Raw genomic sequence first — 22,896 nt, forward strand, 5'->3', positions numbered from 1 at the left:
GCCTTCGTCGCAGGCATGCGAAAACTCCTCACGCAGCTCAACGCCATGATGCGCGATGGCACAGCCTGGAATCCCCCAAAACCTTGATTCTTTGCTCCCCACCGCTTGACTCTCAATACAGTTGCTTTCTTTGCAGCAGCAAAGAAAGTGACTGCCGCCCCGCACAGGGGCAGTGCTAATAGACCACCGCGAATCCGGGATCCAAAGTCAAAGGTCGAGCCTAACTCCCCCTGCCAAGCCGATCCATGATCGAACTAACAAGATCGACCGGCACCGGAAAGACGATCGTCGAGTTCTTGTCGCCGGCAATCGACGTCAGGGTCTGCAGATAGCGCAATTGCATTGCCTGCGGCGCCTGCGCGAGCATCTGCGCCGCCTGCAAAAGCTTCTCAGAGGCCTGCAACTCCCCTTCCGCATGAATGATCTTCGCGCGCCGCTCGCGCTCCGCCTCCGCCTGACGGGCGATCGCGCGGATCATCGTCTCGTTGATATCGACATCCTTGATCTCGACGTTCGATACCTTGATGCCCCACGCGTCGGTCTGCGAATCGAGCACGCGCTGAATGTCGGCGTTGAGGCGTTCGCGCTCGGACAGCAGTTCATCGAGCTCGTGCTTGCCGAGGATCGCGCGCAGCGTCGTCTGGGCGAGCTGGCTCGTCGCATCGAGAAAGCGCGCGACCTGGATCACCGCCTTCTCCGGATCGACGACACGAAAGTACACGACCGCATTCACCTTCACCGACACGTTGTCGCGCGTGATGACATCCTGCGGCGGCACGTCGAACACGACGGTGCGCAAGTCCATGCGCACGACCTGCTGCACGACCGGAATGATCAGCACGAGCCCCGGTCCCTTCACTTTCCAGAAACGCCCGAGCATGAACACGACGCCGCGCTCGTACTCGCGGAAGATGCGCACCGCCGATGCCACGATGAAGATGACGAACGCAATCAGGATGCCGCTGAAACCGAAAGTAAGCCCCATTTTTCAAGCCTCGTTGTCGATGTGTTCAGGAATGACCAGCCTCGCGTTCGCCGTCGATCGGCTCGACGGTCAGCGTCAGGCCATGACGCGAGATCACGCGCACGCGCGCGCCTTCGTGCGGCAACGCTCGCGACGCGGCCGGCTGCACGCGCCAGCGTTCGCCCTGCACGCGCGCCCAGCCGCTTTCGGACTCGTGCGCCAGCATCACGCCGATGGTGCCGAGCATCGCTTCGGCGCCGCTCACCACGGGGCGCTTGCGCGCTTTCAACGCAACGCCCGACACCGTGAAAACGAACAGCGCCGTGAAGAGCGCGAGCCCGACGACGACGCCGATCGGAATGCCGAAGCCCGGCACGTCGGTATCGATCAGCATGAGCGCGCCGATCGCGAACGCGATGATCCCGCCGATGCCGAGCGAACCGAACGTCGGCAGAAACATTTCCGCGACCAGAAAGCCCATGCCGAGCACGATCAATCCCAGTCCGACGAAACTGATCGGCAATAGTTGCAAAGCAAACAATCCGACGAGCAGGCAGATCGCGCCCGCGACGCCCGGCAGCACCATGCCCGGATTCGCGAATTCGAAGAAGAGCCCGTACATGCCGATCATCATCAGGATCAGCGCGACGCTCGGGTCCGTGATCGTCGCGAGAAAACGGCTGCGCCAGTCGGGCTGAAGCACGACGAGCGGCGCGTGTTTCGTCGTGAGAACGCGATCGCCGCTCGCGGTTTTGACATGGCGGCCATCGAGTTTCGTGAGCAGGTCAGGAACATCGCTGGCGGTGAGGTCGATGACGTTCTGCTCCAGTGCTTCCGTCGCCGATAGCGCCACCGCCTCGCGCACCGCGCGTTCCGCCCACTGCACGTTGCGTCCGCGCAGTTGCGCGAGGCCGCGTATGTAGGCGGCGGCGTCCTGCATCTGCTTGCGGGTTTCGGTCGATTGCTCCGCGGCATCGGCGCGCGCGCCCGATGCGGCCTTGCCCGTGCCCGCCGGCTCGCGCTCCGGTCCGCCCATGCCGAGCTGCACCGGCGATGCCGCGCCGAGGTTCGTGCCCGGCGCCATCGCCGCGATGTGGCTCGCGTAGGTGATATACGTGCCCGCGCTCGCCGCACGCGCACCGCTCGGCGCGATGAACGCGGCCACCGGCACCGGCGATGCGAGTATCGCCTGGATGATCGAGCGCATCGAGAGATCGAGTCCGCCGGGCGTATCGAGTTCCAGCACGGCGAGTTGCGCGTGCTCGTCCGCTGCCCGGGCAAGCGAGCGCACGACGAAATCCGCGCTCGCCGGGCCGATCGCGCCCTTCAGCGGGATCACGACGACGGGCGCGGTCGCGGCGGCGGCTGCGCTCATCGGCGTGAGTGCAAACCCCATCAGCAATAGCGCGCAGCGTGCGGAAATCCACAGCCAGTCGGCGAGGGTCGTTCTCATCGGCGAAAACCGGACGCGCGCCTGCGCGACGGTTCCTCGTGTTTGGTCTCTCTTTTAGCTTAGGTCAATTGCGAAATCACGGCCGCCGCGTCGTGCGGTCGATGACCTTTTCGACATCGGCGGTCTCGCCGAGTGCCGACACGAAACGCGCCTTGTCGAAATCGCGCGACACGCAGCCGTCGAGATAGACGAAGCGGCGTTGCAGCGTGAGCCACAGGCTCGTCTTCTCGCGCCATTGCAGCGACGCGTTCAGCGAATTCAGGCGGCGCGTCACGCTTTCCGCGATCTCCTTGTCATAGAGATAGCTGTTCGACAGACGGCAGCGGCCCGCAATCCAGCAGCTATTGCCGCGTTCGATGCGGTAATGCGCTTCGTCGAGCCATTCCTGCGCGGTTTCGGACGGGCCGCGCGGCGCGGCGCAATCGGCGATGGCGCTCGATACGTGCAGGAAAGGATCGTTGCCGCGGTTTTCGCGTTCGTCGTCGGCGCCGAGCGTAAGCGATGACACCGCCAGCACGGCGATGAACGCGAGCGTCTTGCTTTTTGAAAGCCTTCTGACCATCGTGCGCGCCTTCAATCGAAGCATCGTCCAGACAGCATAGTTCATCGCATCGGAACGAACCGGCGCGCGGGAAGCCGGTAAACTCCAGGTGTGGCGCACCGCCCATTCCTCGCACCGAGGCCGACATGAAACAGGCACTCCATCATCTGACGGTCGCGACAGGCTCGCGCGGCCTGCACGAAGTCACCCGCGAAATCGATCGCTGGATCGATCTTCAGGACATTCGCACCGGTTTGTTGACGCTGTTTTGCCGGCATACGTCGGCATCGCTGCTGATTCAGGAGAACGCCGATCCTGACGTGCGCGCGGACCTCGAGCGGTATTTCGAGGCGGTGGCGCCGGAAGCGCCCGGCCGCTACGTCCACGACACCGAAGGCCCTGACGACATGCCCGCGCACCTGCGCACCGCGCTCACCACCGTGCAGCTTTCGATTCCCGTTGAAGCGGGCCGCATGGTGCTCGGCACGTGGCAAGGCATTTACGTATTCGAGCATCGGACCGCCCAGCATCAGCGCGAACTCGTCTTGCATCTGATCGGCGAGTGACCTAATATACGCACCGCGTATATTTCGGGAGCGGTGACGATGACTCAGGAACTTCAGCAGCAGACGATTCTTCGCGACGCCATGCGGCGCCTGAACATGACCCGCGACGCTTTCGCCGCGCGCATCGGCGTGACGCGGCGCGCACTCGATACCTGGCTCCTGCCGGACGAATCGCCGGAATCGCGCGCGATGCCGGAAATCGCCGCACGCTATGTCGGCGAGATCCTGGGCGGTATGCCGGAAGCGGGTGCATATACGCAAAGCGCATATCAGGCAATTGAATTCGAAGGCCGTCCGCAACTGCTCTCGATCGACCAGTTCTCGCGCGAATCCGCCGAAGCGCTGTTTCGCACGGCCGACATGATGCAGCCCATCGCGCGCCGCAAGAAAATCACCCGGGTGCTCGAAGGCGCGGTGCTCGCCAATCTGTTCTTCGAGGCCAGCACGCGCACCCGCGTGAGTTTCGGCGCGGCGTTCGCGCGCCTGGGCGGCTCGGTATGCGACACGACCGGCTTCACGTTCTCGTCGATGGCGAAGGGCGAGTCGATCTACGACACGAGCCGTGTCATCAGCGGCTACGCGGATGCGATCGTCGTGCGGCATCCCGAGCAAGGCTCGGTCGCGGAATTCGCGCGCGCGACGAACATTCCCGTCATCAATGCCGGCGACGGTCCGGGCGAACATCCGAGCCAGGCGCTGCTCGATCTCTATACGATCCAGCGCGAGTTTTCGCGACTCGGGAAGATAGTCGATGGCGCGCATATCGCGATGGTCGGCGACCTGAAGTACGGGCGCACCGTGCATTCGCTCGCCAAGCTGCTCTCGCTTTACAAAGGGCTGAAGTTCACACTCGTGTCGCCGCGCTCGCTGGAGATGCCGGCGCATATCGTCGAGCGGCTCGCGCGTGGCGAACATGTGATCGAACAAACGAGCGACCTGCGCGCGGGGCTCGCGGGCGCGGACGTCGTGTATGCGACGCGCATTCAGAAAGAGCGTTTCGCCGACGAGTCCATTGAAGGCTATACGCCGGATTTCCAGATCAATCAGGCGCTCGTCGACGATGTGTGCGGACGCGATACGCTCATCATGCATCCGCTGCCGCGCGACAGCCGCCCCGGCGCGAACGATCTTGCCACCGATCTGAATCACGATTCGCGCCTCGCGATTTTCCGTCAGACCGACAACGGCATTGCGGTGCGCATGGCGATCTTCGCGGTGCTGCTGGGCGTCGAGCATCAGGTGCGCCATTCGATGCGCGATGCGGCGTGGAAATCGCCTGCTTCCATCGGCCCGGACGATGCCGTGTTCCAGGGCTTCGATTGATACGTTTTTTATACGCTGCCGCTATCTCTTAGCGTGACGTTGACGAAAGCCGGCCTATGCTTCTACACAAGGAAAACGTGATGGAGCAACGGTCATGGATATGTCGCTTGCGTGGGTTGCCAGCCGCAAAACATTACACGATGAAGGGTTCGGCGCATGCCAGCGTGTGCGCATTCTGGCGCTGGCGCATTTCGCGGATAGCGAGGCGTCGCGGGAACGAATACGCGCGCTGTTTCATTCGCCGCTTGGCATCTATGTGAGTCAGGCGCAACGCGAAGGCTGCGAGTTGCGACTCGAATTCGATACCGCTAGCGAAGATCTCGCCTTTACGTTGCGCACGCTGAAACGCGTGCTGCCGGAAGCGCGTGTCGAAGGGATCGCGCCGCGCGTGTTTGCGCATCGGGTGAATACGCGCGGCGCGAGTTGACAACTCATGCTTTCGATCGCTCGACCAGATCCGGATGATGCTCACGCATAAATTCGGCGTATGGCTTCATCCGCTTGAAGTCTTCCTCGGTGAGTTCGAAGGTGTCCGGATCCAACGCGATACCCCGGTTGATTTCCGCGTCCTCCTCGTCTGTGGGAAGAATAAACCCCTTATACGTCCGTTCCATTTTGCTTCATCTCTCTTTTGTTTGCGCGGCGCAGGCTGATGATGCGCCGCACTTCGTTTCTCCACGTGAGTACCACGCAGAACATACGTCCGCGAATAGGCGCATAGCCTACCTCACGAACCTCTCCATAATCGCGACGATCGTCCACTTCCAGCACGACATCGTCCCAGGCGATCTCTCTCGCAAGACCGAGCGACACCCCGTGCTGAATTCGATTGATCGCGTCCTTCAACGGGTCAAAAGTAATGTCGTCGAAGAGCATTCATTGTGGTTCCCAAAAGTAGAAGTGACAAGGCACGAAAGTTCTGATTTGCGGACCGTCATTTAATCCGAACTCCGAAGCATTCGCGTCACTTCATTCTTTCGCAAAACCTCAAGGCTTTTCTATAGACCGATTGGCCAGCGCGCACGAGTGATCCTGCAGTTCTTCCGACGATGCCCAGTCGCCCGGCTGAACGTGATCGTTGAGCAGAAAGAACACCGGTGCGCCATCGCTGCGCACGGCGCCCGCGAGCAGCAGTGTCTGTTCGCCCATCGTCTGGCCGCGACTGGCGGCATAGGGCGCGAGAAGCTTGAAGGGATCGATGTGGGTCAAATCGGCATCGTCGATGCGTATCGCGCTGTAGACATGACCGCGCAGTCTCACCGGCAGCGGTTTCCACTCCGTGCCGATGCCCGGCCCCACTTCTCGCAGCGTCTGCGCGACATCGGATGCTAGGCAATCGATATGAATGTGCAACTGATTCTGCGTGCGCCCGCTCGCGGAATTGATAGCAAGCGAAACCTCATCGCGCGGCAAGGTTCTGCGCAACGCGCGATCCGCATAAACGCGCGCATTCCACGCGTCGCGAAAATAATTCGGCGCATCGGGTTCGAGCAGTTCGGGACTTTCGATGCCGCTCACGCGCGCAGTCGGAATCAGCAGATACTGCGCGATGCCGACGAGATCCTTCAGCACCGCATAACCGCCCGCGAGATTCACGTCCGCGCATTTCTGCTGAACGTGCGCGCCCTCGGCGGCCGGCTCGCAATAATCGTGGACGATCTCCCACAGCGCATTCGGATTGGCCGCGCACGCGAGCGGCAGACAGAGTGCGCACAGCGCGGCAAGACGACGGAGTTTGAATGTGGTTTTCATCGGCATGATTCGGCGGCGCAAAAAATAGACAGGCTGCCGGATTATGCTTGCAAGCGCGTGAAAGCGTCTCCGAATGCGACAAAGCCCCGCGTCGCGAGGGCGCGGGGCTTTGTCGTCGGGCGCGCGTCAGGCCGTCTCGGCCCGATTCACCGGATGCGGTTCCTTCAGTTTGTTCGCGACGCGCGCCGCCTCGAAGTACGAAGCGTTCGGCGGACGCTTCAGATATTGCCCCGCGCCGCGCTCGGCACGCAGATCGCCGTTTGCCCACGCGAGCGCACCGCGCGTGAGCGTGTGCGTCGCGACGCCTTGCACCGTCATGCCTTCGAAGACATTGAAGTCGACCTTCTGATGATGCGTCTTCACCGAGATCGTGCGTGTCGCCTGCGGATCCCAGACGACCAGATCCGCGTCCGCGCCCACCTGCACCGCGCCTTTTCGCGGATAGAGATTGAAGATTTGCGCGGCATTGGTGGACGTCACGCGCACGAACTCGTTCGGCGTCAGACGCCCCATGTTCACACCGTGATGCCACAGCACCGACATGCGATCCTCCACGCCGCCGCAGCCGTTGGGGATGCGCGTGAAGTCCTCGCGGCCCATCGCCTTCTGCGATGCGCAGAACACGCAATGATCGGTCGCCGTCGTGTGCAGTTGCCCGGACTGCAGGCCGCGCCACAACGCCTCGCGATGCTCGCTCGTGCGAAACGGCGGGCTCATCACGTGCGCGGCGGCGCGGGTCCAGTCGGGATCGCGATACACCGATTCGTCGATCACGAGATGGCCCGGCAGCACTTCGCCGAACACACGCAGCCCGTCGTTGCGCGCCTTGGCGATCACATCGACTGCATCCTTAGCCGAAACGTGGACGATATAGAGCGGCACGCCGAGCACCTGCGCGATGCGGATCGCGCGATTCGCGGCCTCGCCCTCCACTTCGGGCGGACGCGACAACGGGTGCGCCTCCGGTCCCCTGAAACCCTTGGCCAGCAGTTGCTTCTGCAACTGGAACACGAGTTCGCCGTTTTCCGCGTGCACGGTCGGCAGCGCGCCGAGTTCGAGCGAGCGTGTGAAGCTGTTCACGAGCACTTCATCGTCGGCCATGATCGCGTTCTTGTACGCCATGAAGTGCTTGAAGCTCGACACGCCGTGTTCGTGCACGAGCAGCCCCATGTCGCGGTGCACGGACTCGTCCCACCATGTCACCGCGACGTGAAAGCCGTAATCCGCCGATGCCTTCTCGGCCCAGCCGCGCCATTCCTTGAATGCGTCCATGAGGGGCTGCTTCGGGCTCGGGATCACGAAGTCGATGATGCTCGTCGTGCCGCCCGAGAGGCCCGCGGCGGTTCCTGTGTAGAAGTCGTCGCTTGCGGTCGTGCCCATGAAGGGCAGTTCCATATGCGTATGCGGATCGATGCCGCCGGGCATTACGTACTGGCCGCCGGCGTCGACGGTTTGTGTGTCGGCGGGGACGTCGAGATCGGTGCCGATGGCGAGGATCGTTCCGCCAGATTGGGGGTCTGCGCAGAGCACGTCGGCGCGGTAGGTGCGGTCTGCATCGATGATCGTGCCGCCGCGAATTAATGTTGGCATTGTCGTGTCCTCCTTGGCTTTGGTTCGTTCGCTTTGCTTTGCTTTGCTTTGCTTTGCTTTGCTTTGCTTTGCTTTGCTTTGCTTTGCTTTGCTTCGCTTTGCTTTCGTGGAATCCTGAGTTCGTGTCGGTCTATTAGCTCTGCCCCTCCCCGGGGCGGGGGTCACTTTCTTTGCTGCTGCAAAGAAAGTAACCAAAGAAACAGCTATCCCCAGCCTAAGCACTTCACACCGGCCGCGGCACAGGCGATTGGCCTAATGGCCCGGCAGTAGCGAGTGCCCTCACAAAACTCTCGCGGCTTGGACCGCGCACGGTCCGACTCATCGCACCACACAACACACTGGTTCAGCACCAAATAGCTCCAGCCCGCTTCGCGGCCGATGGGTCCATTGGGTCGGCCGTCACTTCTTTGCTGACGTCTCCATCTCACTGCATTCGTTCTTCGTTGGTTTCCCTTGTAGACCCAGCGGCAGCGCGCAGCGCTGTGCCGAAGCTATATGGTGCTGAACCAGCGCCTTAAAACAACTAGCTTGTCAGACCGTGCGCGAGCCAAGCCCGGATGGGCCTTTGGGGGCGACACTTAGGCGAGTGCCATCGGCGGCTGGCAAGCATGGCCAACGTGCGTGTGACCGCGGGCCTCGACGAGCTGCTTTCTTTGGTTACTTTCTTTGCAGCAGCAAAGAAAGTGACCCCCGCCCCGGGGAGGGGCAGTGCTAATAGACCGACACGAAATCGGGATCCACCACCAAAACCGAAAATGACATCAAGCACTCAAAACCCCCGCCCGAGGGCTCCCTCGCAACTTCATCCACGATCCATAGACGACAGCCGCAAGCACGAGCCCCACGAACCACGCATACGTATAGAGCGTATTAAAGAAACCCGGCACCCCCGGAAACGAAGCCGGAAACGCCGTATGCAGAAACCCCGGCAGATTCGGCAACACGCCGACGAGCAACGCCACCACCGCCGCCACGTTCCACCCGTTGCTATACGAATACTCACCGTCCTCATCGAAGAGCTCTCGCTGATCGAGCCGCGTGCCGCGTATGAAGAAGTAATCCACCATCAGAATCCCCGCAACCGGCCCGAGCAGCGCCGAATACCCGACGAGCCACGTGAAGATATACCCCTGCGTGGTAGCGAGAATCTTCCACGGCATCATGACGATGGCGATCGTCGCCGTAATCATGCCGCCCGCGCGATACGAAATGCCCTTCGGCCACAGGCTCGAAAAATCGTACGCCGGTCCGACGAGATTGGCCGCGAGATTGCAGCACATCGTATCGAGCGTGAGGATGATGAGCGCAATGCCCACGCCAATGCCCGTCATGCGGCTCGTGAGATCGATCGGGTCCCAGATCGCCTTGCCGTAAATCACGACCGTCGCCGACGTGACGACCACCGAGATCACCGAGAGCAGCGCCATCGGTACAGGAAGGCCGATCGTCTGCCCGATCATCTGATCGCGCTGCGTGCGCGCGAAACGCGTGAAGTCGGGGATATTGAGCGCGAGCGTCGCCCAGAAGCCGACCATCGCGGTGAGACCCGGCCAGAACGTAGCCCAGAAAAGCCCTTCCTTCTTGCCGCCCGCGACGAACTGCGACGGCGCCGAGAGCATCGAACCGAGTCCGCCCGCCTTGCTCGTCGCCCACCACACGAGCGCAATGCACATCACGACCTTGATCGGCGCGGACCAGCTTTCGAGCCAGCGGATCGAATCCGTGCCATGCCAGATGAAGTAGAGCTGCAACGCCCAGAACACGAGAAAACACGCGAGCTGCCCCACCGAGATGTCGATGAGCGGCAGCGCCGCGCCATGCAAGGCATTGCCCGTGAGAATGTTCACGAGCGTATAGATCGCGCTGCCGCCCAGCCACGTCTGAATGCCGTACCATCCACACGCGACGATCGCGCGCAGCAACGCGGGCAGCTTCGCGCCCTGCGTGCCGAACGACGAACGCACGAGCACCGCATACGGAATGCCGTGCTTCGCGCCCGCATGTCCGATCAGCAACATCGGCACGAGCACGATCAGGTTGCCGAACAGAACCGTCAACACGGCCTGCCACGGCGACATGCCCTGATCGGTGAGGCCCGCGGCCAGCATGTATGAAGCGATATTCATCACCATGCCGACCCACAGCGCCGCGAAGTGATACCACTTCCAGGTACGCTGCGCGGGGCCGGTCGGCGCGAGATCCTCGTTATATAGGCTGCTCGTCTCGACGTTATGCGCTGTCTGATTCATCGGATGCACTCCGTTTGAGTGTGCGGTTGATCATGGGGTTTCAACGGCGACGAGCGCTACGTCATGTCATGCCGCTTTCGCGGGCTCTTCCGCATCGACGCGAGCGGGATTGTTGGAATGCGTGGTCCAGTTCGCGTACTCGCCCGCATCGACGCGTTCCATCGTGATGCATTGCTCGACCGGGCACACGTGCATGCACAGATTGCAGCCGACGCATTCCGAATCCACCACCTCGAAATGCCGCTTGCCGTCCTTCTCCTTCAGGATCGCCTGATGCGATGTATCCTCGCACGCGATATGGCACAGCCCGCACTGGATGCACTTGTCCTGATCGATGCGCGCCTTGATGTCGTACTTGAGATTGAGGTACTTCCAGTCCGTGACGTTGGGCACGGCGCGGCCGCGAATGTCGTCGAGCGTTGCGTAGCCTTTCTCGTCCATCCAGTTCGAGAGGCCATCGGCGAGATCGGACACGATGCGAAAGCCATAGTGCATGGCCGCCGTGCATACCTGCACGCTGCCCGCGCCGAGCACCATGAATTCCGCCGCATCGCGCCACGACGAAATGCCGCCGATACCCGAGATCGGCAGATTCGGCGTCTCCGGATCGCGCGCGATTTCCGCGACCATGTTGAGCGCGATCGGCTTCACGGCGGGACCGCAGTAACCGCCGTGCGTGCCTTTGCCATCGACGGTCGGCATCGGCGCCATCTCGTCGAGATCGACGGCGACGATCGAGTTGATCGTGTTGATCAGCGACACGCCGTCCGCGCCGCCCTTGAACGCGGCGCGCGAGCCCATGCGGATATCGCTGATGTTCGGCGTGAGCTTCACGAGACAGGGCAGCTTCGTGCCTTCCTTCACCCAGCGCGTGACCATCTCGATGTATTCAGGCACCTGCCCCACCGCCGCGCCCATGCCGCGCTCGCTCATGCCATGCGGGCAACCGAAGTTCAGTTCGACCGCATCCGCGCCCGTGTCCTCGACCTGCGTGAGGATCCACTTCCAGTCCTTTTCGTTGCACGGGACCATCAGCGAGACGATCAGCGCGCGGTCCGGCCAGTCGCGCTTCACTTGTTCTATCTCGCGCAGGTTCACATCGAGCGGACGGTCGGTGATCAGCTCGATGTTGTTCAATCCCGCGATGCGCTGCCCGTTCCATTGCACCGCGCCGTAACGCGAGCTCACGTTGACGACGTGCGGATCGAGCCCGAGCGTCTTCCACACGACGCCGCCCCAGCCCGCTTCGAACGCGCGATTGACGTTATAAGCCTTGTCGGTCGGCGGCGCGGACGCAAGCCAGAAAGGATTCGGCGACGTGATGCCGGCGATGTTGCAAGTCAGATCGGCCATGTTTATGCGGCTCCTTATGTTGGTCAGGCGGCTTTGATCGCAGTCAGCTCGAACGACGCGTCGATGGACGCCGCCGCGAGCTTGCCGTCCTGCACGGCCTGCACGGTGAGATCGAGTCCTTCATGGGTCGCGCAATCGCCGCCGGCCCATACCTTCGCGAGCGTCGTCTGACGGTTCTCGTCGGTGACGATGCGTCCGCCGTCCAGCGTCAGCAACGCGCGATCGATGCCGATGGGCACGAGCGTCTGACCGATCGCCTTCAGCACCATGTCCGCATCGATGACGAAGCGCTCCGTGTCGCGCTCGAATTCAACGCCGGTCACGCGCCCGTCGTCGCCGATCAGACGCACCGGCTTCGCATGCGTGACGATGCTCACGCCGTTGGTCTGCGCGAACTCGCGCTCGGCCCACGTCGCGCTCATGTTCTCGACGCCGCGCCGATACACCATCGTCACGTTCGTCGCGCCGAGCTTCCGGCTTTGCACGCAGGCATCGACGGCCGTGTTGCCGCCGCCGATCACGACGACGCGCCGACCGACAGGCACCGTCGCGAGATCGTCGGCCTGACGCACCTGCTCGATGAAATCGACCGCGTTCATCACGCCGTCCAAAGCCTCGCCTTCGAGCGCCAGTTCGCGCACGCCCGCAAGACCGAAGCCGATGAACACCGCGTCGTACTGCTTGCGCAATTCGTCGAGCGTGAAGTCACGGCCCAGCGCATGACCTGCCTTGATCTCGATACCGCCGATAAAATACAGCCATTCGATCTCGCGCTGCGCGTAATCCTCGACCGTCTTGTACGCGGCGATGCCGTATTCGTTCAGGCCGCCCGGCTTCTCGCGCGCATCGAAAATCACCGCTTGATGTCCGGCCAGCGCGAGCCGATATGCACATGCAAGCCCCGCCGGTCCCGCACCGACGATCGCCACGCGCCGGCCTGTCTCCGGCGCGCGTTTGAAAAGCGGCTCGCCTTTGGCCATCGCCCAGTCAGTAGCGTGTCGCTGCAACGCGCCGATTTTCACGGGCTCGTCGCCCGGATGATTGCGCACGCAACTCCCTTCGCAAAGAATCTCGGTCGGGCACACGCGCGCGCACATGCCGCCGAGCGGATTGGCCGAGAGGATATCGACGGCCGCGCCCTTCAGGTTGCCGTTGCCGATCTTGCGGATAAAGCTCGGAATATCGATGCTCGTCGGGCACGCCTGCACGCACGGCGCGTCGTAGCAATAGTGGCAGCGGCTCGCGGCGGCAGCCGCGGCGGTGGCGTCGAGCAACGGCGCGACGTCCGAGAATTCACATGCGAGCTGTTCCTGCGTGAGGCGATGGCTCGCGATATCGCCGGTCATTTTTATGGTCATGCGCGTTCCTTGTGGGGACGAACGAGTGCCCGTCATCCGCGCGCAATGGCGCGGACAACGTTGAACGTAAGACGAAAAGAGCGCTGCTTTACGAAGCGGGTTCCGAAGCGCGCTCGAGCATCGCGTGCAGGAGCACGTTCGCGCCCGCCTCGATCCACTCCTGACTCGCGTCTTCGATTTCGTTATGGCTGATGCCGTCGACGCACGGCACGAACACCATCGATGTCGGCGCGACCTGCGAGAGGTAGCACGCGTCGTGGCCCGCGCCCGACACCATGTCGCGATGCGAATAGCCGAAGCGCTGCGCCGCCGCGCGCACGGACGCGACGCACGCGGCGTCGAATCTGACGGGCTCGTAGTAGAAGATCTGTTCGAGTTCGGTCTGCAAGCCGATCTCGCCGGCGATGCGCGCGACACCCTCGCGCAACGCGGCGTCCATGCGCGCGAGCACGGCATCGTCGGGATGACGGAAATCGACGGTGAAGAACACGCGGCCCGGAATCACGTTGCGCGAGTTCGGATGCACCTGCATCATGCCGACCGTCGCGCAGGCGAGCGGCGCATTGTCGAGGCCGATGCGGTTCACGAGATCCACCACGCGCGATGCGCCGAGCAGCGCATCCTTGCGGCGCGGCATCGGCGTCGGGCCTGCGTGCGCTTCCTGGCCCGTCAGCGTGATCTCGTACCAGCGCTGGCCTTGCGCATCGGTGACGACGCCGATCGTCTTGTCCTCGGCCTCGAGAATCGGGCCTTGCTCGATGTGCAACTCGAACGCTGCATGCAGCTTGCGGCCGCCGCACGGCAGATCGCCCGCGTAACCGATGCGCTTCAGTTCCTCGCCGATCGTCTTGCCGTCGACGTCCTTGCGCGAAAGGCCGTAATCGAGCGAGAACACGCCCGCGAATACGCCCGATGCGACCATCGCGGGCGCGAAGCGCGAACCTTCCTCGTTGGTCCAGATGACGACTTCGATCGGATGCTCGGTTTCGATGGCGCGATCGTTGAGCGAGCGGATCACTTCGAGTCCGCCGAGCACGCCGTAGATGCCGTCGAAGCGGCCGCCCGTGGGTTGCGAATCCGCATGCGAGCCGGTCATGACCGGCAGCGCATCGGGGTTGCGCCCGGCGCGGCGCATGAACACGTTGCCCATCTGATCGATGCTCACCGTGCAGCCCGCCTCCTTCGCCCAACTGACGATGAGATCGCGCCCTTCCCTGTCGAGATCGGTCAGCGCGAGACGGCAGACGCCGCCTTTGGGTGTTGCGCCGATTTTGGCCATCGTCATCAGGCTATCCCAGAGACGCTGACCATTCACCTTGATGGACGTATCGAGACCAGCCTCTCTGATTGCATCCGTTACGACGTTCATTCGCCTCGCTCCTTACGATCGACTTCGTATGTGAGTGACTTCGTTTCGTGCATGCCGGACGTTTGCGGTGCGATGCTGCACGCGCCCGGTGCACGCTTTCTGTTATGCGATGAATGATGCGAACGACGCGCTTCTTCAGTACTTCGAGCGCTCTTCAAATCCTGTCCACTTGGACAGGTTGTAGCCGATTAAAATAAGCAAATCAACGTCTTTCGTGTGCGGACAAACACGGAGCAAACCTAAGCGATAAGCGTGCCATTGCAATGCAGCATCGGCAGGCACTGGCCGCGACGGCATTTTCGACGCGATGCAGCGCCGCGTGCATGAACGGCGCGAATGAGGCACGATGCGGCACACACGGCAGAAAAATTCGACGATGAGACACGACGACGCGGCTGACGGCATCACCGAACGCGAGCACGCAGCGCCACCTTTGCGGCGACGCAAGGCGCAGATTCGCGAAAGCAACGAAGCGCAGCTTCTGGCGTGCGCCGAAGAAGTTTTCGCGGAGAAGGGACTGGAAGGCGCGAGCACGGCGATGATCGCCGAGCGTGCCGGATTGCCGAAGGCCAACCTGCATTACTACTTCCCGACGAAGCTCGCGCTCTATCGACGCGTGCTGGAAGATTTGTTCGAGGACTGGCATCGCGCGGCGGACACCTTCGAATGCAGCGACGATCCGGTCGAAGCGATCGGCGGCTACGTGCGCGCGAAGATGGAGTTGTCGAGACGCAGGCCGCTCGGCTCGAAGGTATGGGCGAGCGAGATCATCCACGGCGCGCATCACATGCAGGACATCCTCAACGAGCGCGTGAAGCCGTGGCTCGATACGCGCGTCATCGTGATCGAAAGCTGGATCGCGCGCGGCCTGCTCGCGCCCGTCGAGGCGGACACGTTCATGTTCATGATCTGGGCGATCACGCAACACTACGCCGATTTCGATGCGCAGATCCGCGCGTTGAAGGGCAAGCGCGCGCTCACGCGCAAGGCCTTCGACGAGCAGACGGAAGAAGTCGTGCGCCTCGTGCTCCGCGCATGCGGCGCGGTGTCGCCGCGCGTCGAAGCGAACCGGAACGCACAATAAAAAACGCCGGTCGCTCGATAGCGGCCGGCGTTCGACTTGCTGCTTGCTTCTCTACTGCTTCACTGCGTTGCTGCCTTACTGCGGTAACGCTACTGCTTTTCTCGCAAGATACTGCCTTACTGCCAACGCTTGCTGCTGCACCATCTACCGCTACAACTACTCACTGCTGCTGCCACTGCCTTTCGATCAGTTGCCGAAGTAGACCGAGTTACGGCCCGACATCGGTGCGCTCACGCGGGCGCCGGAATTCGACGTGCCGGCGGCCGAAGGACCGTAAGCCGATCCACCGTTCTCAGCATGCACACGCGCTTCTGCGGCCTGAATGTTTTGCGGATAGTCCACGCGATCGGTCGACGGGTTGTAGCCGGCCTTTTCAAGCTGAACCAGTTCCGCGCGCACTTGAGCGCGGGTCACTGGGCCGTTGCTTTGCGCGAACGCGAAAGTCGGAGCGGCCAGAGCGCTGGCGATGACGAGTGCGGGAACGAATGCCTTGATCATGATGAACCTCCAATAGTCTTGTTTTGAAATCGAAACTGAATCGGAAGCTTTTTAAGTGGTTTCTGATTTCGTTTCGCTTGAAGACAAGTGTAGGAGGCAGCCGTCCTAGGGGAAACCCCAATTTGCACGAAACATAATTGTCGGGATCGCAACAATGAGTTTCGCGATGCGAAGCGCGTCGGAGCTTCACCCAATTAACTTAAGCCGTTGTTTTTATTGCGCTAATCGCTTCAATTTCTGACTCTGAAGGCAGTGTGTAATCGATTGCACGATGGCTCGTCATTACAACATCGCCAGCCAATCGCCATGCACGCGTCAGTTTCTACGCGCCCGTTGCGTAGGTCATCGCGGTCGTCAGGAGTTCGCGCAGCAAGGGCTGGATGTCTTTCGCCTTGGCCTCGTCGTAAGCGAACGGCGACGATTCTTCCATGTAGCTGATCTGCGTCAGCTCAAGTTGAATCGCGTGAACGCCCTTCTCGGGCTGGCCGTAGCGCCGCGTGATGTAGCCGCCCTTGAAGCGGCCGTTGGCCACCGTCGAAAAGCGGCCGTCGCGCTCGACGATCCGCGCGAGATGCTCGGCCAGCCCCGGCGCCGCCGACGCGCCGTCCGCCGTACCGAAGTTGAAATCGGTCAGACGTCCGTCGAAGAAACGCGGCACGACCGAGCGAATCGAGTGCGCTTCCCATAGCAGCACGCTTCCGTGCGACTGCCGCAGCGCGTCGAGTTCGCTCGCGAGCGCATCGTGATAAGGCTGCCAGTACATCGCGCGGCGCGCATCGATCTGCTCGCGCGAGGGCTCGTGGCCCGGCTTGTAGAGCGGCGCCTTGTCGAAGGTATCGACCGGACACAGTCCCGTCGTGTCGCGGCCGGGATAGAGATTCGCGTCGTCGGGCGGACGGTTTAGATCGACGACATATCGTGCGTATTCCGGCGTCAGAATCGATGCGCCCAATTCGCGCGCGAACGCGTATAGCCGTTCGAGATGCCAGTCGCAATCCTCGGTGAGTTTCGCGACGGGCGTCATCTCCTCGGCGAGCGCGCAGGGAATGCTCGTGCCCCGGTGCGGAATCGAAATCAGCAGCGGCGCGCTGCCGCGTTCCAGCGTGAAAATCGAAGACTCGTTCATGGATGACCTCAATCGAGCAAGCCGCGCAACGCGGCGCGATAGCGCAACAGCGCTTCGTCTTCCTGCGCGTGCCGGCGCGCGTCGATCACCTTGCGGCCGGAAACGAACACATCGCGGATCGGTGTATCGCCATGTTCGCAGAAGACAGCGCTCGAAAGCCAGCTCTCGGGCGCATGCTCGCCGATGCCCGGATGCGCTTCGTCGAGCACGAGCCAGTCGGCGCGCAAGCCCTGCGCGAGGGCGCCGACGGGTCGTCCGGTCGCGTGCGCGCCGCCGTCGAGCGCGGCATCGAAGAGACGATCGGCGGGACGGCTCTGCGTCGGCGACGCGAGCACGTTGCGCTGCTGACGCCACAAACGCTGGCCGTATTCGAGCAGGCGCAGTTCGGAGCGCCAGTCCACGCCGACATGACTATCCGAGCCGACGCCGATGCGTCCGCCCGCATCGAGATAATCGCGCGACGGAAAGACGCCATCGCCGAGATTCGCCTCGGTCGTCAGACACAGGCCCGCGACCGCGCCGCTTTGCGCGAGACGCGCGCATTCGTCGGTGTCGACATGCGTCGCATGCACGAGGCACCAGCGCTCGTCGACGTTAAAGCGTTCGAGCAGCCATTGCACCGGGCGCTGCCCCGTCGCCGCGAGGCACGCCTCCACTTCGGCGGTCTGCTCGGCAATATGGATATGCACCGGCGCATGGTGAAAGCGTGCATCGAGCCCTTCGATCACCGCCGCGAGCGATTCGCCCGACACCGCGCGCAGCGAATGCGGCGCGACGCCATAACGGCGCATGCCGTCTTCGGGCCGAGCGCGGGCGAGTTCGTCGATGAGCGCGAGCAGCGTATCGGGCGTGTTGAGAAAGCGCCGCTGATCGTCGCGCGGTGCGCTCTTGTTGAAACCGCTGTGCTCGTACAGCACCGGCAACATCGTGATGCCGATGCCCGCGCGCCCGGCCGCATCGACGACGCGCTCGGCAAGTTCCGCGCGATTCGCATAAGGCGCGCCGCCGGGCGCGTGATGCACGTAATGAAACTCGCACACCGACGTGTAGCCCGCTTTCAGCATCTCGATGTAGAGCCAGTGCGCAATGTCCGCGAGCGACTCCGGGCCGATCCGCGCGGCGAAGCGATACATCAGGTCGCGCCAGCTCCAGAAGGTGTCGGCGACGCTCGCGCGATATTCGGTGAGGCCCGCCATCGCGCGCTGGAACGCGTGCGAGTGCAGGTTCGGCATGCCGGGCACGACCGGCCCTTTCGCCCGCTCGACGCCCGCGGGCGCCGCGCTGTCGGGCGCTACGCGCACCAATGTGCCTTCGTCGTTCCATTCGAGCAGCACGTTGCGCCGCCAGCCGTCGGCGAGGCGCGCGTGGTCCGCGAAGAATGCGCTCATGTTCCCGTCTCCCTTTTTATGTCGATGCGCGGCTGCTCACAAATCGTCGATGCCGATGTGCAGCCAGGTCGTGTCGTCCGACGCCTCGCATCGCAAGGCGGCCGCACGATCGAGACGCAGCGTGTCGCCTGTTTCGAGCATATGGCGCGTGTCGCCATCGGCTTTGATATCGATGCTTCCGCGCACGCAGAAGATGAACGTCAGATCGTGGCGCGCGTCGGGCGAACACGAGCCGCGCCGGACATCCACCGTTGCACGGGCGCGATCGCGGCGCACCATCACGTTGAAATCGCGCGTCGGGCCTTCGATCAGCGTCGCGTGAATCGGCGTTTCGCCAGCGAAGCGCGCGATCGCGAGCGGCGCATCGAGCGTATGCACGCGGCCTTTCGCTTCGGTAAGACGCATGCCCGCGCCATCGAGCAGCACGAGCACGCGATCGACGCCCGCGAAGCACGAGAACGCGCCATCGGAGGCCACGTCCGCCAGCGACAGACGCCACGCGAACGCATCGAGCGACGTGCCTCGCGGCCCCGCCGCTATCTCGCGCGTCACGCCGCCGCCGTTCTTCCAGGGCTTGGGCGTGAGCGAATCGGCACGAATGATCATGGCGTTCAGAAGTGCCCCGTGAATTGATAACGGTCGCCCGGATGCCAGAGATTCGCGACCGATGCGACCGCGTCGCGCGACCACGTGCGCCGATGCAGCAACAGACACGGCTCGTGCTCCGCCATCGCGAGCGAGAGCCGGATCTCGGTCGACGGCACCGACGCCTCGATCCGGTATTCGACGCGCTGCAGCGGCGCGGCCGTCATCAGGTACTGGTTCGGCGTGATCGTCGTGAAATCCTGGCGCGCGTATTCCGGCGCGAGCTTGGGATTCACGTAACGCTCTTCCATCTGGACCGGCTCGTCGTTCTCGAAGTGCAGCACGCGCGAATGAAACACCGGGCTGCCCAGCGTGAGATGCATTTCGGCGGCGAGCGCCTCGTCGACGATCGATGCGCCCAGATGCAGCACATGCGCGCTATAGACGTGGCCGCGCGCGACGATTTCATCGGAGATGCTGCGAATCTCGACGAGCGTCGACGCGTATTTCGGCTGCGCGACGAAGGTGCCCGCGCCCTGCACGCGCGTGAGCACCTGCTCGGCGGTCAGCTCGCGCACCGCGCGGTTCACCGTCATGCGGGCGACCTTGAACTCGCGTGCGAGCTCGTTCTCGGAGGGCACCTGATCGCCCTCCTTCCATTCGCCGATATGAATGCGCTGGAGAATGTAGTCCTTGATCTCCTGATACGCAGGCGTGTTCATACAGGTTGTTCCGACGCGAACGCGAGCGGGCTGTGCTGCGCGACGACGCCTTCCTGCACGAGCGTCGCGATCGCGGCGATGTCCGGCGCGAAGTAGTGATCCAGGTCGTAATGCGCCACGTGCGCGCGCAGGGTCTTCATCACTTCGAGCAAAGGCGCGCTCGTCTGATGCGGCGCGCGCAGATCGACGCCTTGCGCCGCCGCGAGCAGTTCGATCGCGAGAATGTTCGCCGTGTTGCTCGCGATGTCGCCGAGCTTGCGCGCGGCGAATGTCGCCATCGAGACGTGGTCTTCCTGATTCGCGGAAGTCGGCAGCGAATCGACCGATGCCGGATGCGCGAGCGTCTTGTTCTCCGATGCGAGCGCGGCGGCCGTCACGTGCGCGATCATGAAGCCCGAGTTGACGCCGCCATCGCGTACGAGGAACGGCGGCAGGCCCGAGAGCGTCGCGTCGATCAGCAACGCGATGCGGCGTTCCGCGAGCGCGCCGATTTCGGCGGCGGCGAGCGCGAGATTGTCGGCGGCGAACGCCACCGGCTCCGCGTGGAAATTGCCGCCCGACAGGACTTCGCCGGTATCGGGGAAGATCAGCGGGTTATCGGAGACGGCATTCGATTCGATCAGCAGGATGTCGGCGGCGTGGCGCATCTGGTCGAGGCACGCGCCCATCACCTGCGGCTGGCAGCGCAGGCTGTACGGGTCCTGCACCTTCTCGCAATCGGCGTGCGACAGGTTGATGCCCGAGCCCTTCAGCAGCGTGCGGTACGCGGCCGCCGCATCCATCTGCCCGCGATGGCCGCGCAGCTCGTGGATGCGCGCATCGAACGGCACGACCGAGCCCGCCGCCGCATCGACGGACAGCGCGCCCGCGACGAGTCCGGTGCGGAACAGGTCCTCGATCGCGAAGAGGTTGTAGAGCGCGAGCGCCGCCGACGCCTGCGTGCCGTTCAGCAACGCGAGACCTTCCTTCGCCTGCAACGTGAGCGGCTTGAGGCCCGCAACCGCGAGACCGTCGAGCGCACTCGCGCGTTCGCCGCGAATGGTGACTTCGCCGATGCCGAGCAGCACCGTCGACATATGCGCGAGCGGCGCGAGATCGCCCGATGCGCCGACCGAGCCCTTGATCGGGATGATCGGCAGCACGTCGGCGTTGAAAAGCGTGATGAGTGCGTCGATGACCTCGCGGCGGATGCCCGAATGACCGCGCCCGAGGCTCGACAGCTTGAGCGCCATCAGGAGGCGCACGACCGGCCGCGACATCGGCTCGCCGACGCCCACCGCATGCGACAGCACGAGATTCTTTTGCAGCAGTTCCAGCTGATCGGCAGGAATGTGCGTATTGGCGAGCCGCCCGAAGCCCGTATTGATGCCGTAAGCCGGATCGCCTTTCGCGGCAATCGCGGCGACGGCGCGCGCGCTCGCGTCGATGGCGTCGAAGCTGGCGGGATCGAGTTGCAGCGGGTCCGAACCACGCGCGATGCGGCGCAGTTGCGGGAGAGTCAGTTTTCCGGGCGTAAGCGTGATCATGGTTCGTCCTGTCTATACAAGTTAGACTCAAGTCTAAACGGGCTCGAAGGACGAAACAAGGGGATATCCGGGATATCACTAGGATCATCCCGGAAGAAAGATGCGTCTTGTCTATACAGATTTCACGGTTCGAGCACCTTTTCCATCACGAACTGGACGAAACGTTGCTCGCGCACGATGATTGCGCGCGCCAGGAGCATCGTGAAACCGCAATATTCGAAGAACGGCCGCCCGGTGACGCTCGAATAAGTGTGCAGGGTGTTCAGGCCCATTTCGTCGGCTTCGGCCTCGATGCGCGCGAGCAGCGACGTCGCCACGCTTTTGCGCTGATGCAGCGGATCGACGAACATCATGTCGATGAGGCCGTTCTTCTCGAGATCGGCGAAGCCCGCGAGTTCGCCGTCGACGAGCCCGACCCACGTCGGACGGTTCAAGCGTGCGAGTTCCCACTCGTCCCGGTCGGCTTGCGCCCACGCTGCGATCTGTGCTTCGTTGTAGTCGGCCGATGCCGTTTCGCGAACGGCGCGTTGAAACAAATCGATCACACCGTCGAGATCGCTCGGATGATACGGTCTGACTTCGATGAGCGGAAACCGTGGCATTTCATCACCTTCGTTACTGTCAAAATAAAAAAACCGCTGCCGAGGCAGCGAGGGTCAAGCGTTGAAAACGCGGGAAAAAAACTTGTACGGGAATGAGTCGGACCGGGCGGGCGCAAACGTTCAAATCGCGGAAATCGATTGGCCGGATTGCGCTACAGGAACGTCCTTCAGGAAGCCACGACCACCGTCGCGATACCGAGCGCGGTCATCAGCAACGATGCGCATACGTGGATCGCGATTTCAGCGAGCGCCCAGCCGAGCCGCCCTTGCTGCAAATGCGCGACCACTTCGGCCGAGAAGGTAGAAAACGTGGAGAGCCCGCCCATCAGCCCGGTGATGATGAACAACCGCCATTCCACCGAGATATCCGGAAAGCGCGCGAAAAATGCAACGGCCACGCCGATGATGTAGCCCGCGATGACGTTCGCCGCGAACGTGCCGAGCGGAAGATTCGGAAAAATCGCATTCAGGCGCAGGCCGAGGACCCATCTGAGCAGCGATCCCAGGCCGCCGCCGAGCCCCACGGCGATGATCGACAGATACATGAATTATGTGAAATCGATTTGAAATTAACTGCGTTATGCCTCGCGCGCGAGCCGGTCGATCAGCGCGCCGCGACTCGCCTCGACGATCCAGCCGTCCTTGTGCCGGACATGCGCCGCCCACGTGCCGTCGCGCCGTTCTTCCCAGCATCCGGCATCGTGGCCGTCGATGAAGAGTGAGCCGCGCACCACGAGTTGCGGATCGGCGGGGTCGAGCACCTCGTCGTCATTGTGTTCGAGCTTCACCGTGTGCATGAGCATCGTCTGCAAAAAGACGTCAAAACCAGAGCCAGTTACGCGAACGG

At 62.9% G+C, this 22,896-nt stretch carries 24 protein-coding genes; 4 read left to right on the top strand and 20 right to left on the bottom strand.

Annotated features, from left to right (window positions below; genetic code table 11):
• Window positions 1-220: 220 nt before the first annotated feature.
• The 3 genes from IAG25_RS12210 to IAG25_RS12220 form a co-directional block, all read right to left on the bottom strand.
• Entirely contained in the window at window positions 221-985 is a 765-nt protein-coding gene (locus IAG25_RS12210) for a slipin family protein (protein WP_187605086.1), read from the bottom strand.
• Between the two features lie 25 nt (window positions 986-1,010).
• Window positions 1,011-2,417: an NfeD family protein gene (locus tag IAG25_RS12215; RefSeq protein ID WP_375336514.1), complete on the bottom strand. Its 1,407-nt coding sequence runs from the start codon at window positions 2,415-2,417 to the stop codon at window positions 1,011-1,013.
• Between the two features lie 76 nt (window positions 2,418-2,493).
• Window positions 2,494-2,979 (bottom strand): BON domain-containing protein, encoded by a 486-nt coding sequence (locus IAG25_RS12220; RefSeq protein WP_375336520.1) that lies wholly within the window; start codon window positions 2,977-2,979, stop codon window positions 2,494-2,496.
• Window positions 2,980-3,104: 125 nt separating this feature from the next.
• Between IAG25_RS12220 and IAG25_RS12225 the strand changes: the two genes are divergently transcribed.
• The 3 genes from IAG25_RS12225 (at window position 3,105) to IAG25_RS12235 (ending at window position 5,274) form a co-directional block, all read left to right on the top strand.
• A complete protein-coding gene (locus IAG25_RS12225) occupies window positions 3,105-3,524 on the top strand; it encodes a secondary thiamine-phosphate synthase enzyme YjbQ (RefSeq protein ID WP_187605087.1) in 420 nt (139 codons plus the stop codon).
• Between the two features lie 39 nt (window positions 3,525-3,563).
• Complete coding sequence (locus IAG25_RS12230) at window positions 3,564-4,847, top strand: aspartate carbamoyltransferase (RefSeq protein WP_187605088.1); 1,284 nt, start codon at window positions 3,564-3,566, stop codon at window positions 4,845-4,847.
• Window positions 4,848-4,941: 94 nt separating this feature from the next.
• The gene (locus IAG25_RS12235; RefSeq protein ID WP_187605089.1) at window positions 4,942-5,274 is read left to right on the top strand and encodes a hypothetical protein; all 333 of its coding nucleotides are present in this window, start codon (window positions 4,942-4,944) and stop codon (window positions 5,272-5,274) included.
• A gap of 4 nt (window positions 5,275-5,278) precedes the next feature.
• Here the strand turns inward: IAG25_RS12235 and IAG25_RS12240 are convergent, their stop codons facing one another.
• The 8 genes from IAG25_RS12240 to IAG25_RS12275 form a co-directional block, all read right to left on the bottom strand.
• Complete coding sequence (locus IAG25_RS12240) at window positions 5,279-5,461, bottom strand: hypothetical protein (protein WP_187605639.1); 183 nt, start codon at window positions 5,459-5,461, stop codon at window positions 5,279-5,281.
• Window positions 5,445-5,723, bottom strand: a complete 279-nt coding sequence (locus IAG25_RS12245; protein ID WP_187605090.1) for a BrnT family toxin — start codon at window positions 5,721-5,723, stop codon at window positions 5,445-5,447. Before IAG25_RS12245 ends, IAG25_RS12240 begins: the two co-directional genes overlap by 17 nt.
• Before the next feature lie 111 nt (window positions 5,724-5,834).
• Entirely contained in the window at window positions 5,835-6,599 is a 765-nt protein-coding gene (locus tag IAG25_RS12250) for a CDP-diacylglycerol diphosphatase (protein ID WP_255503660.1), read from the bottom strand.
• Window positions 6,600-6,725: 126 nt separating this feature from the next.
• A complete protein-coding gene (hydA, locus tag IAG25_RS12255; RefSeq protein WP_187605092.1) occupies window positions 6,726-8,189 on the bottom strand; it encodes a dihydropyrimidinase in 1,464 nt (487 codons plus the stop codon).
• 761 nt (window positions 8,190-8,950) lie between these two features.
• Entirely contained in the window at window positions 8,951-10,438 is a 1,488-nt protein-coding gene (locus IAG25_RS12260; protein ID WP_187605093.1) for an NCS1 family nucleobase:cation symporter-1, read from the bottom strand.
• A 66-nt stretch (window positions 10,439-10,504) separates the two neighbouring features.
• On the bottom strand, window positions 10,505-11,791 hold the full coding sequence (preA, locus tag IAG25_RS12265; protein ID WP_187605094.1) for an NAD-dependent dihydropyrimidine dehydrogenase subunit PreA: 1,287 nt from the start codon (window positions 11,789-11,791) through the stop codon (window positions 10,505-10,507).
• 23 nt (window positions 11,792-11,814) lie between these two features.
• Window positions 11,815-13,149: an NAD(P)-dependent oxidoreductase gene (locus IAG25_RS12270; RefSeq protein WP_187605095.1), complete on the bottom strand. Its 1,335-nt coding sequence runs from the start codon at window positions 13,147-13,149 to the stop codon at window positions 11,815-11,817.
• Window positions 13,150-13,237: 88 nt separating this feature from the next.
• On the bottom strand, window positions 13,238-14,518 hold the full coding sequence (locus IAG25_RS12275) for a Zn-dependent hydrolase (RefSeq protein WP_187605096.1): 1,281 nt from the start codon (window positions 14,516-14,518) through the stop codon (window positions 13,238-13,240).
• Between the two features lie 376 nt (window positions 14,519-14,894).
• Between IAG25_RS12275 and IAG25_RS12280 the strand changes: the two genes are divergently transcribed.
• Window positions 14,895-15,602 (top strand): TetR/AcrR family transcriptional regulator, encoded by a 708-nt coding sequence (locus tag IAG25_RS12280; protein WP_187605097.1) that lies wholly within the window; start codon window positions 14,895-14,897, stop codon window positions 15,600-15,602.
• A gap of 186 nt (window positions 15,603-15,788) precedes the next feature.
• Here IAG25_RS12280 and IAG25_RS12285 read toward each other — a convergent pair whose 3' ends face one another.
• The 9 genes from IAG25_RS12285 to IAG25_RS12325 form a co-directional block, all read right to left on the bottom strand.
• Complete coding sequence (locus IAG25_RS12285; RefSeq protein ID WP_187605604.1) at window positions 15,789-16,097, bottom strand: DUF4148 domain-containing protein; 309 nt, start codon at window positions 16,095-16,097, stop codon at window positions 15,789-15,791.
• Window positions 16,098-16,422: 325 nt separating this feature from the next.
• Window positions 16,423-17,226: an N-formylglutamate deformylase gene (gene hutG, locus IAG25_RS12290; RefSeq protein WP_187605098.1), complete on the bottom strand. Its 804-nt coding sequence runs from the start codon at window positions 17,224-17,226 to the stop codon at window positions 16,423-16,425.
• An 8-nt stretch (window positions 17,227-17,234) separates the two neighbouring features.
• Window positions 17,235-18,614: a formimidoylglutamate deiminase gene (locus IAG25_RS12295; protein WP_187605099.1), complete on the bottom strand. Its 1,380-nt coding sequence runs from the start codon at window positions 18,612-18,614 to the stop codon at window positions 17,235-17,237.
• Window positions 18,615-18,650: 36 nt separating this feature from the next.
• On the bottom strand, window positions 18,651-19,220 hold the full coding sequence (locus IAG25_RS12300; protein ID WP_187605100.1) for a HutD/Ves family protein: 570 nt from the start codon (window positions 19,218-19,220) through the stop codon (window positions 18,651-18,653).
• Window positions 19,221-19,225: 5 nt separating this feature from the next.
• Window positions 19,226-19,921, bottom strand: coding sequence for a histidine utilization repressor (hutC, locus tag IAG25_RS12305; protein WP_035501480.1), 696 nt, complete (start codon window positions 19,919-19,921; stop codon window positions 19,226-19,228).
• The gene (gene hutH / locus IAG25_RS12310) at window positions 19,918-21,447 is read right to left on the bottom strand and encodes a histidine ammonia-lyase (protein WP_187605101.1); all 1,530 of its coding nucleotides are present in this window, start codon (window positions 21,445-21,447) and stop codon (window positions 19,918-19,920) included. The genes hutC and hutH overlap by 4 nt, the downstream gene beginning before the upstream one ends.
• 122 nt (window positions 21,448-21,569) lie before the next feature.
• A complete protein-coding gene (locus IAG25_RS12315) occupies window positions 21,570-22,049 on the bottom strand; it encodes a GNAT family N-acetyltransferase (protein WP_187605102.1) in 480 nt (159 codons plus the stop codon).
• Between the two features lie 167 nt (window positions 22,050-22,216).
• Window positions 22,217-22,594 carry a fluoride efflux transporter CrcB gene (gene crcB, locus IAG25_RS12320; protein WP_035501472.1) on the bottom strand — a complete coding sequence of 126 codons (378 nt, stop codon included), beginning with the start codon at window positions 22,592-22,594 and terminating at the stop codon, window positions 22,217-22,219.
• A 33-nt stretch (window positions 22,595-22,627) separates the two neighbouring features.
• Window positions 22,628-22,846, bottom strand: a complete 219-nt coding sequence (locus IAG25_RS12325; RefSeq protein WP_250484475.1) for a hypothetical protein — start codon at window positions 22,844-22,846, stop codon at window positions 22,628-22,630.
• Window positions 22,847-22,896 lie beyond the last annotated feature (50 nt).

Origin of the sequence: Caballeronia sp. EK, assembly GCF_014384845.1 — a bacterium.
Classification (GTDB): Bacteria; Pseudomonadota; Gammaproteobacteria; order Burkholderiales; family Burkholderiaceae; genus Caballeronia; species Caballeronia jiangsuensis.